This is a genomic window from Pseudomonadota bacterium, from assembly GCA_013285465.1.
Lineage (GTDB): Bacteria > Pseudomonadota > Alphaproteobacteria > Micavibrionales > CSBR16-224 > CSBR16-224.
Window position 1 is genome coordinate 233498 of sequence record CP053449.1, and the last position, 16774, is coordinate 250271.

General features: G+C 53.4%; 21 protein-coding genes and 1 pseudogene. 21 read left to right on the forward strand and 1 reads right to left on the reverse strand.

The window, feature by feature from the left end:
- Window positions 1–87: 87 nt before the first annotated feature.
- The 9 genes from HND56_01125 (at window position 88) to HND56_01165 (ending at window position 6970) form a co-directional block, all read left to right on the forward strand.
- Complete coding sequence (locus HND56_01125; GenBank protein ID QKK06518.1) at window positions 88–1146, forward strand: DNA-packaging protein; 1059 nt, start codon at window positions 88–90, stop codon at window positions 1144–1146.
- Window positions 1147–1339: 193 nt separating this feature from the next.
- Window positions 1340–2563 (forward strand): phage portal protein, encoded by a 1224-nt coding sequence (locus HND56_01130; GenBank protein QKK06519.1) that lies wholly within the window; start codon window positions 1340–1342, stop codon window positions 2561–2563.
- Window positions 2564–2645: 82 nt separating this feature from the next.
- Window positions 2646–2975 (forward strand): hypothetical protein, encoded by a 330-nt coding sequence (locus HND56_01135; protein QKK04368.1) that lies wholly within the window; start codon window positions 2646–2648, stop codon window positions 2973–2975.
- A gap of 18 nt (window positions 2976–2993) precedes the next feature.
- The gene (locus HND56_01140) at window positions 2994–3746 is read left to right on the forward strand and encodes a hypothetical protein (GenBank protein QKK04369.1); all 753 of its coding nucleotides are present in this window, start codon (window positions 2994–2996) and stop codon (window positions 3744–3746) included.
- A 10-nt stretch (window positions 3747–3756) separates the two neighbouring features.
- Entirely contained in the window at window positions 3757–4449 is a 693-nt protein-coding gene (locus HND56_01145; protein QKK04370.1) for an HK97 family phage prohead protease, read from the forward strand.
- Between the two features lie 46 nt (window positions 4450–4495).
- Window positions 4496–5791 (forward strand): phage major capsid protein, encoded by a 1296-nt coding sequence (locus tag HND56_01150; GenBank protein QKK04371.1) that lies wholly within the window; start codon window positions 4496–4498, stop codon window positions 5789–5791.
- Window positions 5792–5868: 77 nt separating this feature from the next.
- Entirely contained in the window at window positions 5869–6045 is a 177-nt protein-coding gene (locus tag HND56_01155; GenBank protein ID QKK04372.1) for a hypothetical protein, read from the forward strand.
- Window positions 6042–6623 (forward strand): hypothetical protein, encoded by a 582-nt coding sequence (locus HND56_01160; GenBank protein QKK04373.1) that lies wholly within the window; start codon window positions 6042–6044, stop codon window positions 6621–6623. Before HND56_01155 ends, HND56_01160 begins: the two co-directional genes overlap by 4 nt.
- 5 nt (window positions 6624–6628) lie before the next feature.
- Window positions 6629–6970 (forward strand): head-tail adaptor protein, encoded by a 342-nt coding sequence (locus tag HND56_01165; protein ID QKK04374.1) that lies wholly within the window; start codon window positions 6629–6631, stop codon window positions 6968–6970.
- A 3-nt stretch (window positions 6971–6973) separates the two neighbouring features.
- On the opposite strand, the gene HND56_01170 is transcribed toward HND56_01165, so the two are convergent.
- Window positions 6974–7738, reverse strand: a complete 765-nt coding sequence (locus tag HND56_01170) for a sel1 repeat family protein (protein ID QKK04375.1) — start codon at window positions 7736–7738, stop codon at window positions 6974–6976.
- 78 nt (window positions 7739–7816) lie between these two features.
- On the opposite strand from HND56_01170, the gene HND56_01175 reads away from it, so the two are divergent.
- The 12 genes and pseudogenes from HND56_01175 to HND56_01230 all read left to right on the forward strand — a co-directional run bounded on the left by HND56_01175 (window position 7817) and on the right by HND56_01230 (window position 16674).
- Window positions 7817–8239, forward strand: coding sequence for a DUF3168 domain-containing protein (locus HND56_01175; GenBank protein ID QKK04376.1), 423 nt, complete (start codon window positions 7817–7819; stop codon window positions 8237–8239).
- Between the two features lie 32 nt (window positions 8240–8271).
- Complete coding sequence (locus HND56_01180) at window positions 8272–8685, forward strand: hypothetical protein (GenBank protein QKK04377.1); 414 nt, start codon at window positions 8272–8274, stop codon at window positions 8683–8685.
- A gap of 25 nt (window positions 8686–8710) precedes the next feature.
- Window positions 8711–9064: a hypothetical protein gene (locus HND56_01185; protein ID QKK04378.1), complete on the forward strand. Its 354-nt coding sequence runs from the start codon at window positions 8711–8713 to the stop codon at window positions 9062–9064.
- Window positions 9061–9534, forward strand: coding sequence for a DUF1833 family protein (locus tag HND56_01190; GenBank protein ID QKK04379.1), 474 nt, complete (start codon window positions 9061–9063; stop codon window positions 9532–9534). Before HND56_01185 ends, HND56_01190 begins: the two co-directional genes overlap by 4 nt.
- 255 nt (window positions 9535–9789) lie before the next feature.
- On the forward strand, window positions 9790–9981 hold the full coding sequence (locus tag HND56_01195; protein ID QKK04380.1) for a hypothetical protein: 192 nt from the start codon (window positions 9790–9792) through the stop codon (window positions 9979–9981).
- Window positions 9982–10103: 122 nt separating this feature from the next.
- Entirely contained in the window at window positions 10104–10520 is a 417-nt protein-coding gene (locus tag HND56_01200; protein ID QKK04381.1) for a phage tail protein, read from the forward strand.
- Window positions 10521–10529: 9 nt separating this feature from the next.
- Window positions 10530–14243 (forward strand): hypothetical protein, encoded by a 3714-nt coding sequence (locus tag HND56_01205; GenBank protein ID QKK04382.1) that lies wholly within the window; start codon window positions 10530–10532, stop codon window positions 14241–14243.
- Window positions 14244–14273: 30 nt separating this feature from the next.
- Complete coding sequence (locus tag HND56_01210) at window positions 14274–15404, forward strand: hypothetical protein (protein QKK04383.1); 1131 nt, start codon at window positions 14274–14276, stop codon at window positions 15402–15404.
- Between the two features lie 19 nt (window positions 15405–15423).
- Window positions 15424–15693 (forward strand): hypothetical protein, encoded by a 270-nt coding sequence (locus HND56_01215; protein QKK04384.1) that lies wholly within the window; start codon window positions 15424–15426, stop codon window positions 15691–15693.
- A gap of 35 nt (window positions 15694–15728) precedes the next feature.
- A pseudogene (locus HND56_01220) lies at window positions 15729–16070 on the forward strand (structural protein).
- A gap of 200 nt (window positions 16071–16270) precedes the next feature.
- Window positions 16271–16459, forward strand: a complete 189-nt coding sequence (locus HND56_01225) for a hypothetical protein (protein ID QKK04385.1) — start codon at window positions 16271–16273, stop codon at window positions 16457–16459.
- On the forward strand, window positions 16456–16674 hold the full coding sequence (locus HND56_01230; GenBank protein ID QKK04386.1) for a hypothetical protein: 219 nt from the start codon (window positions 16456–16458) through the stop codon (window positions 16672–16674). The genes HND56_01225 and HND56_01230 overlap by 4 nt, the downstream gene beginning before the upstream one ends.
- Window positions 16675–16774: the final 100 nt, after the last annotated feature.

A 16774-nucleotide genomic window follows, 5' to 3' on the forward strand; every position in this document is an offset into this window, starting at 1 on the left:
GCGGCATCGAAAAATATTTACAAGATTTTGCGCCGTTTTCACAAATTCTGTCCTGTCCTTGTGCGCCCTGAGGCGACGGCGGAGAATATGCAGGAGATGGTCTTCGGCAATCTGGAGACGGCCTACCGGATAGGAAGCGCGGGTTCGGCAGGAGTCGGGCGGTCGGACAGTCTGCAATATTTTCACGGATCGGAAGTGGCGTATTGGCCGCAAGCGACCACGCATATGGCGGGTATTTTGCAGGCCGTACCTGATCTGGCGGAGACGGAGATTATCCTTGAAAGTACATCAGGGGGGGCGGAAGGACTATTTTATAAAATGTGCATGGCGGCGCAAAATGGCGAGATTCCTTATCAGCTGATTTTTGTGCCGTGGTTCTGGCAACCGGAATATGCGCTGGCTTTGCCGGAGGGCGTATTGGAGCTGACGGCGGAGGAAAAGGATATCAGCACGCATTATGATTTAACGCCGCAGCAGATTTATTGGCGGCGGATGCGGATCGGCGAGCTGGGGGGCGTTTGGGCGTTTCGCCGTGAATATCCTGCAACGGTGGAGGAGGCCTTTCATGCGGATCGCCCCGGTGCGCTCTGGACGCGGGCGATGCTGGAAAAAAACCGTGTACAGGCGGCGCAAATTCCGCCGCTGTCGCGGATTGTCATTGCCATTGATCCTGCTGTGACCAGCAAAGAGGGCAGTGATGAAACCGGCATCATCGTCGCAGGTCTGGGTGAGGACGGGCATGGTTATGTATTGGAGGATTTAAGCGGCAGATACAGCCCGCGGCAATGGGCACAAAAAACCGTGGCGGCGTTTTGCCGTTATAAGGCCGACCGTATTGTCGCGGAAGTAAATCAAGGCGGGGATATGGTGACGGCGGTTTTAAAAACATGTGATCCGCATATCCCTGTGAAAACGGTACGTGCCAGCCGCGGGAAATATGCCCGCGCCGAGCCCGTCGCAGCACTGGACGAGGCGGGGCAGGTGCATCATGCGGGTGTGCTGGGGATGCTGGAAGACCAGATGTGCGCATTTCTTCCCGGCGGCAGTACAGCTGCGGGCCAAAGCCCTGACCGTGTTGATGCCCGCGTCTGGGCAATCAGTGAGCTGATGCTGGGACGGAAAACGGATGGCCCGCAACTGTGGTGAAAATTCAAAAACGCAATAAATTGGATAAAAAATTGCTAAAATGTAAATTTTTATCTTGACAATGCGGGAACAAAAGCAGTAAGCTTATTTCATCATCACAAATTCTTCTTTGCAGCGGCTTTTCGACAGAAAGGCCGTTTTTGTTTTTTCTACTTTTTGAAAAGGACAATACATCATGGGATTGAAACACCGGATGACCGGTTTCTTTGGAGGCGGCAAAAATGCGGCGGAACAAAAAACAAGTGCGGCGGCACCGCTGCTGGTACAGTTTGGTACGGGACAGCCGCGCTTTACGCCGCGCCGTTATGACAGACTGGCGGAAGAGGGATTCCGCAAGAACGTCATTGCCTATCGCTGTATTCGTTTGATCGCACAGAATGCCGCGGCTGTGCCCTGGTCATTATACCAAGGGCATCAGGGCAACCGGGTCAAGCTGCATGATCATCCGCTGTTGTCTTTGATCAATCGTCCAAATCCGATGCAGGGGCGCGGCGAATTGATGGAAGCTTTATGCGGTTTCTTTATGATTGCCGGTAATGCGTGGCTGGAGGCTGTCGGTCCGTCCGGCGAAACACCGCATGAGCTGTGGGCGCTTCGCCCTGACAGGATGACAATTGTGCCGGGACGTGACGGTACGCCGGACGCCTATCGTTACAGCACGGGAGGTCAAAAAATAGACTTTAAAGTCGATCGCGTGACAGGGCGTGCGGCGGTGCTGCATTTGAAAAACTTTCATCCGCTGGATGACTGGTACGGGATGAGTCCGCTGGAAGCGGCGGCATTCAGTATTGACCAGCATAATGCGGCGGCGAAATGGAATACGGCTTTGCTGCAGAATTGCGGGCGTCCCGGCGGCGCATTGGTTTACAATCCGCCGCATGCCGACGGGCCGGATACGCTGACGGCAGAACAGCGGCAGGTTTTGAAAGACGATCTGGAGCGTCATTACAGCGGCGGTGATAATGCCGGACGGCCTCTGGTACTGGAAGGCGGGCTGGACTGGAAAGAAATGTCGCTGAGCCCGAAAGATATGGACTGGCTGGCGGGCAAGGATATGGCGGCGCGGGAAATTGCGCTGGCCTATAATGTGCCGCCGCAGCTGGTCGGGGTGGAGGGGTCACTGACCTATGCCAATTTCGAACAGGCGCGGCTGGCTTTATATGATGATGCCGTGCTGCCGCTATTGGCGCATATGCGGGACGAGCTGAATAACTGGCTGGTGCCGCAATTCGGCGCTGATTTGAAAATGGATTTCGATCTTGATGCTGTGGAGGCACTGGCGCCGCGCAGGGAAAAGATCTGGTCGCGCCTGAATAACGCCTCCTTTATGACGGTGAATGAGAAACGTGCGGCGCTTGGGTTATCTCCTCTGCCGGATGGGGACTGTCTGGAAATGCAATCAGAGCCCGCGTCCTGACCCCTGCAAGAACTTGCAGTTGTATGCAGGTAAGGGATTATGTAGTTTCTTGGCAGATCAACGCGAACGGGGATGAGAAAATATGCACAAGACAGCACAAAAACATATCCGTCTTGATATCGGCAAAACCCGCTTTCTGGTGCGGCTGAGAATGCCGCTGGTCTGCCAGATTGAAGATGAAATCGGCGGGCTGCCGCTAATTCTGGCGAATTTGCGCAGCCAGAACTGGAAACTGGCGGATCTGGTTGCGCTGGTTCATATCATGCTGGCCGAGGAAGGAACATCATATGATTACCATGAGCTGGGCAATCATATCCTTTCGGCGGGAACGGGATATTATCACGGCAAGGTGACGGAGTTTTTGGAATTGTGTCTCGCCGATCTTCCGCAGTTTGCTGCCGGTCACGCTTAACGTCAAAAGGATCGTATCATGAAAGAAGCAGAGGACAGTGTCCGCCTGGTGCGGGACGCGTTGCAGGATTATATCCATAGTCAGATTGTTGTGCCGCTGGAAAGTGATCAGAGCCTGCGCAATAAGGTGATGCGTGATTTACGCAGCCGCGCACAGACAGTCAATGAGACAGGGCGGCAGATGAGCGTCTTGAATGATGCAATGACGGATGTGTCGCGGCGCGGTATCAAAAATCTGACCGATGGTTTGTTTTCGCTGTCAAAAAACGCCAGTGCGACGCAAAAGGCGCTGCATAAGGAATTATCGTCTTTGACGCGGGATTTGTTGAACGGCATTCTTGCACAGATCCGTGCGGCGGGAACACGGGGCATTGTGAATGCACCGGCAGAGACCGGCGGCGGATTACTTTCAGGCATATTTGAATGGGCGGGAGGGCTGCTCGGTTTTCGTGCGGGCGGCGGTTCGGTGATGCCGGGGCAGGCTTTTGTGGTCGGTGAAAAAGGCCCTGAATTGCTTGTGACGGGGCGGACATCGGGCACGGTCATTCCCAATGGTGGTGTTTCCGGCGGTGCGGCAGCGGTAAATGTGACAGTGATTAATAATGCCGGTGCGGAAGTGTCTGTGCGTGAAAGGCCGTCACGGGGCGGTGGTCGCGAGTTGGAAATTATGGTCGATGCGCTGGTGGCGAAATCCATCAGTCAAAGCGGGTCGAAAGCCTTTCAGGCGATGGAGGCGACTTATGGTCTGCGTCCGGTGTTAAACGGCAGATAAGGAAAAAATCATGACAGGTCAGTTTTTGCAGGCGGCTTTCGGGATCGAGAAAGCCGGAGAGACAGGTGTGTTCGAAGGATATGCCTCCGTCTTTGATGAAATCGATAATGTAAAAGACCGTGTCGCATCGGGAGCATTCCGTGCGTCATTGGAAACGCACCGCCGTCAGGGGCGTATGCCGCCGCTGTTGTGGCAGCATGATATGCGTGAACCTGTCGGTGTGTTGAAGGAAGTTTATGAAGATAAAAAAGGTCTGCGTATTCGCGGGCAGCTTTTTATTGAGGATATTCCGCGTGCCCGTCAGGCGCACCGCTTGATGAAAGAAAACGGATTATCGGGGTTATCAATCGGTTTCCGTGCGGCGGAATCCGCTTTTGATCCGGGCACAGGTGTGCGGACATTGCTGAAAATCGATCTGATGGAAATTTCGCTGGTGACCTTCCCTGCGCTGGACAGCGCACGGGTCGCCGGTGTGAAGGCGGCTCTGCAATCCGGCAATATGCCGCCTGTCAGGGCGTTTGAGGGTTTCCTGCGCGATGCAGGATTTAGCCGGAAACAGGCTAAGGGCATTATTGCCTGCGGCTATCATGGCTTGAAAACAGCGCCGCGCGATGCGGCGGAAGATGTAAATGACGGGGGTTCCGCTGAAGAGGCAGATATTTTGCTGAATTTGGCAGACCGTCTGCGGGAACTCGCGCTGTAGAATTTATCTTTGAAATTTTTTCTTTGAACAATGAAAGGAATGCATCATGCGTCAAGATGTTAAAAACGCTGTCGGCGAGCTTGAAAAAGCTTTCGCCGATTTTAAACAGGTGAATGATATTCGTCTGAAGGAAATTGAGAATAAGGGCTCTGCCGATCCGTTGACGGATGTGAAAGTACAGCGCCTGAATCAGGAAATCAGCCGCGCGCAGGATGCCGCCATGACGGCGAAGCAACGCGTAGATGTGCTGGAAACCGTGCTGAAACGTGCGCCTGTCGGCGGCAATACGGGCGGCGAATATGAGGAGGCCTGCCGCTTTGCGCTGGAATTGAAGGGCAATTGGCCTGCCGATGGCGGCGATGTGGAACAGTATCGCAGCTATAAAAAAGCCTTCCGCAATTATCTGCGTAAAAACAATGCCGGATCGGATATTGAAGAAATCAAGGCGCTTTCGGCAGGGTCTGACCCTGACGGCGGTTATCTTGTGACGCCCGATATTTCCGGACGTATTGTGCAGTTGGTCAATGAAACCTCGCCTATGCGTCAGGTGGCCAATATCGTGACCATCGGTACGGACCGTCTGGAAGGAACGCGCGATCTTGACGAGGTGACGACAGGCTGGGTTGCGGAAACGGATGCGCGGACGGAAACCGACACCCCGCAGATCGGTCAATATGCCATTCCTGTGCATGAGCAATATGCGGAGCCGCGTGCAACGCAGCGTCTGCTGGATGATGCCATGTTCAATATCGAGGAATGGCTTGCCGCAAAAATTGCCGACAAGTTTTCCCGTATGGAAAACACGGCCTTTGTCAGCGGTGACGGTACGGGCAAACCAAAAGGTTTCCTGACCTATGCCGCCGGTGTTCCGGACAGCACGACCTTTAACGTGATTGAGCAGGTTGTCAGCGGTGCAGCGGGGGCATTTGCCGCCAGTAATCCGGGTGATGCGCTGATCAATCTGATCTACAGCTTGAAAGGCGTTTATCGCAGCAATGCCGTTTTCATGATGAAACGTGCGACGCTGGCGGAAGTGCGCAAGCTGAAAGATACGGATGGCAATTATATCTATAACCCCGATATGCAGAACAAGACCGGCGGCACGCTGTTCGGTTTCCCTGTTGTCGAGGCGGAAGATATGCCGGCACTGGCGGCTGACAGTCTGTCGATTGCCTTTGGTGACTTTAATGCCGGTTACCAGATTGTTGATCGTCAGGGGCTGCATATTCTGCGTGACAATCTGACAGCCAAGCCTTTCGTCAAATTCTATACGACGAAACGTGTCGGCGGTGATGTTGTGAATTTCGAAGCCATTAAACTGATGAAATTCGCGGCTGTCTAAGAACCGCGGCATATCCCACGGACGGGGGCGGCTTGATGTCGCCTCCGTCTCTTCTTTCGATGTACAGGAGCTGATTTATGACGGTCAAAATAAAAGTCATCAAACCTTTCACTTTCGCTTATGACGGGATCAAGCCCGTACATTATGCGCCCGGCGAACACAGCGTCTCGCAGCGTTGCGCCGAAGTTGCCATTGCGGAAGGCTGGGCAAAAAAACAGCCCGCCAAAACAAAAAAGAAAGGCGGGAAAACATGAAAATGTCATTAATGCTGACGATACCGCCTGTCGCAGAGCCTGTTTCAACAGCGGAATTGCGTGATTATTTGCGCCTCGCTGCGGAGAGTGATGAAGCACTGTTATTTGAAATGATCAAAGCCGCACGCGGTATTTGCGAGGCTTTTACGGGACGCTGTTTTATCGCACAGGGCTATTCGTCATTTCTGGATGTCTTTCCGCAGGCGGGCGAACTTGGTTTTTCGCGTCTGCCGTTACTATCGCTGGATTTTGTAAAAATTCATACACCCGACGGTACTGTTGCGGAAGATGATTTGGGGAAATATGAAACGGATATTTCCGACGGGCGTATTGCCTTGAAAAACGGTGCTCTGCCGCCGCAATCCGCAAAACAGCACGGCGGTATTGAAATCGGTTTCACCGCCGGATATGGCGCGGAAGCAACGGAGGTGCCGTCCGCTTTGCGGCAGGCGGTGCTGCGGGTGGCGGCGGATTTGTATGAAAAGCGGGGCGATATGCAGTCCCCTTCCGGCAGTGTGATCCTGCGCAGCGGGGCGGCAGGGTTACTGCAGCCTTTCCGGGTTATGGGCGTGGAGTAAGGGCAATGGATAAGGATATTATGATTGGCAGAATGACTCGTGCCATGACTGTGGAATCGCCTGTTGTGAGTGCTGATGACGGCGGCGGTGCGGAGGTAATCTGGCAGGCTGTGGCGGAGAATTCTGTGATTGATGTGCAAAATCTGCAAGTAAAGGCAGCTGAAAAACTGCGGTTCTCACAGCTTTCCCGCCGGGTGACACATAAAATTGCTGCGCGCAACCATCCGGCACTCGTCACGGGGAACAGGCTTGTTGATGCAGAAGGTGCGGTCTACAGGATCACGGAAACAGAACAGGCTGACCGGCAGGGAGCCTATGCGGTTTGCTATCTGGAGCGCATGGTTTAGATATTATTCGCTGTCGCCGTCCGGTACGGTTTCTCCCTGATTGTCATCCGGAACGGTTTCCGGTTCCTGTGGGGAGGGAGCAGCTTGATCCGGGGCGACGGTTGCGATGTCCTGACCGGTTTCCGTGTTCCAGTGGATATGGGTCTGGGCAATATCTTCCCATTTTTTCTGTTTCCAGTTTTTGAGCGCTTCATCAGCTGCGGGACGGTTTTTGATCTCCATCTGCTTGTCGTAGATATGTTTTGCCAGTTTGTTTGCCGTACTGCGCATTCTGAGGGGAAGATCTCTGTCCCGCCCTGCCAGGCTGAGCCATTTATAGGAGTCTACCAGATCGGATTGCAGGCCGATTTTTTCGTCACCTGCGGCCAGTGCCATGCCGACGGCAAATTGTGCGACGGAGTTATTGAGTTCTGCCGCTTTGCGGAACCATTCCAGTGCGGCTTTTTTATTTGCCTCGACACCCTGACCGCCGCTATAGAGCGCGGCAACGGAGACCATTGCCTCCGCATTGCCCTTTTGGGAGGATCTGAGGAAAAGGTCAAAGGCTTTTCCCGGGTCTTGCGGAACGCCGAGGCCGTCGGCATACATTTTGCCGAATAAAAGCAATGCGTCAGCATCGCCTTCCTGCGCGAGAGGGAGCAGAAATTGTGTCGCGGCAGCCCAGTTTTTTTGGTCGAATGCCGCTTTCCCGGCCGCAAAATCGGCACGGGCGGTGCCGGCGGATATAAAGACGCATAACGTAAAAGCAAGCAGGAATCTGTACAGCATTTGAAAATCTCCTTTATGGGCAAAGGATAAAGGATTTTTGCATTTGCATCAATTTTTTCTTGGCGAGGAGTGAAAGCCATGACAGCAGACAGCCAATGGGCGGTGCAATCCGCTCTTTATGATAGTCTCTGCGGCGATAGCCAATTGATATCTCTTCTGAAAAACGGTGCGGAAAGTATTTTTGACGCCGTTCCGGATGATGCCGCACTGCCGTGCCTTGTGATGGCGGGAATGCGGACGGAGGCGTTTGAAACGCAAGCGGGCGGCGGAATGAAAATTCTGTTGTCTCTGGAGAGTTACAGCCGCTACCGCGGAATGCGTGAGTTAAAAATGATTATGCAGGCTGTTTACGACCATCTGCACGGAAAGGATGACCTGCTTGTGGCCGGGCATCATGTTATTGACTGCCGCTTTTTGTCATCCAGAACACTGATGGATGAAGACGGTTTGACGCGCCGCGCTGTGCAGAATTTTGAAATCCTGACGGAACCCGCTCTTTAGAATTTTAACAACAGAAACAAGGAGACACGAAAATGCCCAGTCAGAAAGGACGCGATTTTTTGCTGAAAGCCGGTGACGGCGGCAGTCCGGAAACATTTACGACAATCGGTGCCGCACGCAGCAATGCGCTGGTGGTGAATAATAACCCTGTCGATGATACGGCGATGGATAGCGGCGGCGTACAAAGCATGATTGCCGATGCCGGGGTGCAGACATTGCAGATTACCATTGACGGATTATTTAAAAACGATGCGGCGGAAGAGCTGTTGCGCAGTGCGGCGATGGATAGGGTTGCCGCAAATTTCCAGCTTGCTTTCCCGAATGGTGACAGTTATCAGGCCGCTTTTGTCGTGCAGGACTATAATCGCAGCGGCAGTTATGACGGGCTTGAAACATTCGCAGCGACATTGATCCGTACCGGATCCGGTGTTTTGACACCGGCTTAAGCGGCAGCAGGAAAAGGATAAAAATATGACAGCCCAATGGCCATCGGCATTGCCGGAGAGTCCGCTGACGGAGGCTTATGCAGAAGCCTTGCCGGATAATATTATACGCAGCAGTACGGATCAGGGTCCGGCAAAACTGCGCCGCAGAACAACGGCTGGTGTTCGTCATCTGCAACTTGCCTATATTTTGTCGGCGGCACAGACGGAACTGCTGGACGGATTTTATCTGGAGGATTTGCAAAGCGGCAGTCTGCCTTTCCTGCAATCCCATCCCCGTACCGGAGAGGAAAAGAGCATGCGTTTTAAATCGCCGCCTGATTATACGTCTTTGAATGGCGGCTATTTTCGCGTGACGCTTGAACTGGAGATACTGCCATGAGCCGTCCCTTGACACTGGCTGCGTTAAAAGCCGTGAATGCGCAGGAAACTGACGAGGTTTTTCTGGTTCTGCTGACGCTTGCCCATGAAAGCCTGATCCAGCCGCTGCGTGTGACAAGTGATGCGGTGAATACGGTAAGCCGGGGAGAGGTTTTTACCGCCTATCCTTTTGATTTGTCCCTGCCTGAAGACAGCGAGGCTTTGACGGCAACGGCGCATCTATCCATTGATAATGTGGACAGGGTGATCGTTGCAGCATTGCGCGGATTGCAGGATAGCCCGTCTGTGACGGTGGAAATTGTGCGGGCGTCTGCCCCTGATATTGTGGAGGCGGTTTTTCCTGATTTCCGCCTGTCGGAAATACAATATGATGCCGCCACGGTGACCGGCGTGCTGACAATTGAAGACTTTACGGCCGAACCTTATCCTGCCGCCGTCTTCACACCGGCGGGATTTCCCGGTCTTTTTTAGTGTAAATGAGCATTTTCGTGATTTTTCGAATCAGTTGCCGCCATTGTTGATTGCACTTAAATTGTTGAAAATAAATAATAAGTAATTTTTTGTTTTGCAAAACGCGCCGTTTTATGTACAATGGTATAATCAATTCGGATAAGGAACAGTGGGTGAAACAATAAAAAAAGAAAAGAAGGAGCGGCGGATATGACAGATCAAGATAACACAGTACAGTCGGCATTCGGAACAGTTACCAGCACAACTGCAGCGGTTATGACAGCGCTGGATAATGTGGTTTCAGGCAATGAGGATGCTGTTAGTGCTATTCGCTCGACAGTACAAGCGAGTAGCAGTAACAGTAATAGTAACAGCGCCAAAGCCGCAAAGGGGAACAGCAATAAATCCTCGACGACAAAATCACGCCCTTCGACGGCGATGTCGGGCAAAGGTGGTGGCGGACGCTAGTTTTCTAGAGTTTTAAAACTCCTTCTAAGACAGAAATATATGCACCCATATCTGAAACGGTATGGGTGCTTTTTTTTGTCCTGCAACAGCATTATCAAATAACAGCAAAAGAGGTTTAGACAATGCCGATCCCTTACTGGGCCGGTCATTATATCGGCTTGCCGTTCCGTGAGCACGGACGGAGCATTGCCGGAACGGATTGCTGGGGGTTGGTACGTCTTGTTTTGCAGGAACAGTTTGCGGCGGTTCTGCCGTCTTATGCCGCGGATTATCAGACAACCGGGAACGCAACAGAGCTGGGGAAACTGATCGGGCAGGAAGCGGAGAAATGGATCGCCATATCTGCGGGACAAGAAAAATTGGGAGATGTCATTGTTTTAAGAATGCGGGGGGCACCGATGCATGTCGGGCTTGTTTTGGGAGACGGGCGAATGCTGCATATTGAAAAACATATCAACAGCGCCATCGAAGATTACCGCAGCAGGCGCTGGCGTGAACGGGTGACGGGGTTTTACCGTCATCCGCAGCTTGAAAAATAGGAAGAATTCATGATTTCTGATAAAAACAACAAACCCGCAGCGGCGGTGCGGGTTTCCGCACGTCCGCATCCTTTTGCGGCGCAGAATAATCTATATTTTTTGCCTGCGGGTACGACGCTGGAGGAGATGGCGCAGAAAATACAGCCGGATCCGTTGCTGCGCAGATATTTGCGGGGTTTCATTAACGATGCGATGATTCCGCAACGGAAATGGCGTTTCATACGTCCGAAAGCGGGGACGGATGTACGGTTTTGTTCTGTCCCGATGGGCGGCGGTGGCGGAAAGAATCCGCTGCGTACGGTTTTGAGCCTGGCTATTCTGGCATCAACCTCCTTTTTGGGGACGGCGTTTGCAGCCGGTGCTTTGGGACAGGCATCGCTGTTTGGAATCAGCGGTGGCAGACTGATCAGCGGTGCACTCAGCTTTGCGGGACGGTTGGCTTTGAATGCGCTGGCTCCGCCCCCGCGTCAGCGTTTGTCCTCATCTGCCAAGGCAAGTCCGACGCTGTTTATTCAGGGTGCGCAAAACCGTCTTGATCCCTTCGGGAAAGTGCCGCAAGTTCTGGGCAGGCACCGCATGGTTCCGCCAATGGGAGCAAAGCCCTTTACCGAAACTTTCGGGGATGACCAGTATTTACGGATGTTGTTTGTCTGGGGATACGGTCCGCTGGATATTGCCGATTTAAAAATCGGGGAAACACCGCTGTCGGAGTTTAAGGATGTTGAGATTGTGCACCGTTACGGTTTTCCCGAAGATGCGCCGCTGACGCTTTATAGCGGCAGCGTTATTCAGAATGACTTGCAGATTGCCTTGCGGGAAAGTGAAGGTTATCACATCCGGACAACGGCAACGGATGCGGAGGAGATTTCCGTTGATGTAACCTTTCCGCGCGGTTTGATGGTGCTGGCGGATGGCGGTGTACGCCAGTCGCGCAATGTGGTGCTGGAAGTACAATATGCACCTGCCGGCACAGAGGCGTGGAGTGCGGGGGAAGAGGAATTCGCGCTGCTGGATGTTACGGGCAACCAGAATAATGCGCTTAGAAAATCCGTCCGCTTTATTGTGCCGAAAGGCCAATATGATGTGCGTATACGCCGTATCACGGAAGATTCGGAAGATGATTCCGTATTTGACGAATGTGTCTGGACGGCGGTCAGAACATTGCGTTATGAAGCACCGATTGCCATGGCAGGACTGGCGGTAACGGCGCTGCGTATCAAAGCGACGGATCAGTTGAGCGGTGTGATTGACCGTTTTAACGGTGTGGTGCAATCCATTGTGCCTGACTGGGATGGCGAGAACTGGGTGTCGCGCGCGACATCCAATCCTGCGGCATTGTTCCGTCATGTTCTGCAAGGTGCGGCAAATGCCCGTCCGCTGCCGGAAAACCGCCTTGATCTGGCCAAGCTGGAGAATTGGCATGCGCTTTGTGAAACAGAAGAACGGGAATTTAACGCCGTTATAGACTATCAGGCATCGGTGCGTGATGTCCTGATTGATGTCGCGGCGGCGGGGCGTGCTGCCCCTTCCGTTATTGACGGGAAATGGGGGGTGGTTGCGGATATGCCGCAAGCGGTTCCCGTACAGCATTTTACGCCGCGCAACAGTTCCGGTTTCCGGGGAGAAAAGCATTTTGATACGCCGCCGCACGGCTTGCGTGTGCGTTTTGCCAATCAGGAGAAATATTGGCAGCAGGATGAAATGCTGGTTTATGACGACGGCTATGATGCGGCAACGGCCGTGCGGTTTGAAACGCTGGAACTGCCCGGTATTACCGACCCTGCGCAAATTTGGCGCGATGCGCGTTATCATATCGCCACGGCGCGGCTGCGCGGGGAAAGCTACAGCTTTACCGTTGATATTGAACATCTGGTCTGTACACGCGGCGACTTGATCCGTCTGACGCATGATGTGCCGTTATTCGGCGTACAGGCGGCACGGGTCAAAGCCGTCAGTGAAACCGGCGGGCTGGTAACGCATGTCTTGCTGGACGAAGAGATCGAGATGCAGGCGGGGCATACATATTCCGTCAGATTCCGCAGGCAGGACGGTACGAGTTTGGTCAAACAGCTGGTGACGGCTGCCGATACGGCAAATAATCTGCAATTTGAAACGCCGTTTGATTTGGCTGATGCGCCATTGGCGGGGGATCTGGCCATGTTCGGTGAAACCGGACAGGAAAGCGTGGAGCTGATTGTGCAATCCATCCGCCCCGGCCCCGATCTGACGGCGCGTCTGACTTGTCTGGATGCAGCCCCTGCCGTCCATCTGGCTGATCAGGGGGTGATTCCGGCTTTTGACAGTCACATCACTCTGCCGCAAGGGCTGGAGCGTCCGCCCCGTCCGCATATTTTATCCGTCCAGTCCGGCGCGGAAGTGCTGGAGGTGCAGGATGGCGGTCTTTTCGCGCCGCAGATTGTTGTGCGTTTTGCGCCGCCTGCGGCAGGGGATGATTTGGAATTACGGGTCAAAATCCGTGATGTGAATAACAGTTTCTTTTCTGCGGCGCGGTTTACATTGCTGGACGGGGATGCGGTCTCAATCAAAGATGTGCGGACGGCCGGTATTTATGATTTGCGCTTTTTATACATTCGAAAGAACGGCTGGTCTTCGCAAGAGACATTACTGCCGAATTACCATGTCATCGGCACAGGCGGCGCGCCGCAGGATGTGGAAGGTTTTCGTATCAGTGTTCTGGGGGATACGGCCTTTCTGTCATGGGAGGCGGTGCCGGATATTGATCTCAGCCATTATATTCTGCGCTTTAGCGCCGCAACGACAGCAGCCTCGTGGCATGAGGGGGTTGATATGCTGCCGCATATTGAGAAAGGTGCGTCTTCGGTGGCGGTTCCCGCATTGGTCGGCACATATCTTTTGAAGGCGGTGGACATGCAGGGGGAACAGAGCGTATCTGCGGCCGGTATCGTATCGACGGCTGCCGGATTATCCGCTTATAACGCGGTTGCGATTCTGACGGAAGACCCCGCATTTACCGGATTTTGTGACAATATGGCGGCAGCCGGAGGTGTTTTAAGTCTGTCCGGGCAGGACAGTATTGACGATTGGGGCGATATTGATGCGGTCACGCGTTTTGATATCGGGCTGAACGGTCTGGCACCGGAAGGCAGTTATACATTTGCATCCCCCTTTGATCTGGGAGCTGTCTACAGCTCGACCCTGTCAGCATCGGTTGCGGTTGATGTGCTGGATTTATCCGCTGTGATGGATGAATGGGGTGATGTCGACAGTCGGCTGGATTGGGATACCGCCAGCGGCGGCGGCGCATGGCAGACCCGTTTACAGTTGCGCACAACCGCTGATGACCCTGCAGATGCGGAGGCTGTCTGGACGGAATGGGAAGATTTTATGGTCGGCGACTATACGGCGCGCGGCTTTGCTTTCCGTTTATTGGCCCGGACGGAAGACATATTTGTCACGCCTGTCGTGTCAGCTCTGAGCGTGAAAATCGATATGCCCGACCGGGTGGATGGGCGGGAAAACATTCTGTCGGATTCTGCCGGTTCAAGCGTTGTATTCAACCGTTCTTTCCGTGCCATACCTGCGATTGCCGTATCGGCACAGGATATGGAGACCGGCGATTACTACAGCATTACGGAGACCACGGAAAGCGGTTTTGATATCCGGTTCTTTAATGCGGCAGGCGCGGGAATTATGCGCCGTTTTGATTATGTGGCCAAAGGATACGGCATTCGCCAGCCTTAACCGTTCTTTTTTAACAAGGAGATTATCACGATGACACAATCCAATCCTATTATCGGCGCAGATAAAAGCGGTCTGCAATACCGTAATGAAGATAATGACGGCAAACGTGCGCTTTTAAATCATCATAAGGGTGCAACCGCCCCCTCTTATGCCGAAGCGGGGGCGTTATGGCTGGATGATAATGCAACGCCCTGGCTGCTCAAATGGTATGACGGCACAAGCTGGATTACGCAGGGCAGTCTTGATGCGGGTAGCGGTTTGTTCACGCCCTATGTGAACGGTGCGGCACTGGGGGATGCAGGGGAAAGTTCCAAAGGTCTGGTTTTGCGTGCAAGCGATGCGGAGGCGGCAGCCGGAGAGGATACGCAGAAATTTATTACACCTGCGCAACTGGCGGCTTACGGCGGCGGCGATTTTTTAACCAGCGTCAGTCAGGGGGATGTGAACACGTCGACGGGAGAAATCTCGGGGATGGTGAGTACGACCGGCGCGATTATCGGAACATTGCCGGGCGGGGAATACGGTTTCAGCTATACGCTTTTGGGGGTTACGGGTGCGTCATTTAATACCTATGTCACAACGGACAGCAATAGTTATGCCGCCAAAATTTTTGCGCATAAAACAGCAGGCGGCGGAACGAGTCTTATTACGGTCAAGCAGCGCTATATTACGGCGTCGCCGCCTTTTGATATGGGGGACGGTACGGCCTATGGCTTCCTTTATTTAAAACTGGATGCGGCGGGAAATATTATCGGCCATTATCTCGCCGATGTGCCGCCCTGGGGTTATAACGGCCCGACATCCGTGCGTGCCGATAAAATCGACCGTATCACAGGCAAGAAATACCGCAAGGTTCTGACGCCGCAAACTATGGAAGCTTATATGGACGGCGCGCCGCTGGAATACATTTACGAGGAAATCACACAAGAGATTAAAAACGCCGATATGGATCTGATACCGCAGCCTTTTGCTTTGGCGGAAGGCGAGACGGCGGTGCTGGTTGATCCGCTGGATCAGCGTATCGAAAAACTGATCGAATTACAGAATACGGGCGGAGATGTTGCCGCTCTGATTAGCGGCGGTTTTGTCCGCCCTGATAACGAGGCGCTGTCTCGTAGCGGCCCTGCAGGCATTATGCAGGTTGCCTGGAAGAACGACTGAGTCCTGAAAGGATCAAAAAATGGAAAATCACACATCATCGCTGCTGCCGGCGGTTTTTGCGGCGCTGTTTGCCGGAATGGGAACATTACTGGCCTCCGAAGAAAAACTGACATGGCGGATTGTTGTCGGGCGGGCATTGAGTTCAGCGGCGCTGGGGGCTGCGGCGGGAGCGATTTTTCTGTGGTTTCCCAATGCGCCGACGGCGGCGCTGGTCGGGGTTGCGGCATCGCTGGCCAGCCTTGGTACCAGCGGGCTTGAGAAATTACTGCAACTGGTTGCAAAGAAATAACCGAAAAGGAGTGACAGACAATGAATGATATTCTGATGCCGCGCGGCATTCGCAATAATAATCCCGGCAATATCCGTAAAAGCAGTGCGCATTGGCAAGGAATGCGTGATGAGATGTTCGATTCCGCTTTTGTGGAATTTACCGACCCCGTTTTCGGCCTGCGCGCGATGATGAAGATTTTCCTGACCTATTACCACAAATACGGTCTGGATACGGTTCAGAGCATTATCAACCGCTGGGCGCCACCGTCGGAAAATGCGACTGACCATTATGCGGCGCATGTTGCGCGGAAGCTGGGTGTAAAACGCTATGATCTGCTGGATGTTCCGGCATTACTGGTGCCTTTGGCGCAGGCTGTGGTGCTGCATGAAAACGGTGCGCCGCCCCGTGCATTGGAAAAACCGCATTATTGGTATGCGGATGAAATCTATCAGCAGGCGCGGGACATGGCGCTGGGGATCAGGGAAAGCGAGAGCGGCGGTAAACAGGGCGGTTTCGCGCCGCAGGAGGGGTTGTTCCCCGTTTATGAAACCAAAATGCATGACGGATATGGCAGTTTTTTGTAAGGGAGGAAAATATGTTGAAAAATATTCTGACATTTATAATTGCGCGAGCAAAGGAACGCTCGACATGGCTGGGGCTGATTTCCTTCGGCGCGGCGCTGGGGGTCGCGTTATCTCCCGAACAAACGGAGGCTATTATCGCGTCAGGCGTTGCGCTGGCGGGACTTGCGGCGGCGTTCAGCAAAGATGCGCCGAAATCATGACATCACTTTTGATGGCAGTGCTGGGATTTTGCGCTTTGTCATTTTGCGTGTTTCTGGCCTGCCGCTGGGCGTTTCGCGCAGGGCGGGAAGAAGAAAAAGCCCAAAACGAGCGGGGGAAAAATGAACATATTGAAAAAGCGTTGCTGCATCGTGACCGTCTGCGCCGCGATGCTGATTATGCCCGCCGCTTGCGCGCCCGCTTCACGCGCAAGTGATTTCTGCGCCCTCTACCGCCCTGTTTACCTAAACAGCAGTGATACGGAAGAAACGAAAAAGCAGATAGATGGCAATAATGCAATATGGTTAGAGTTTTGC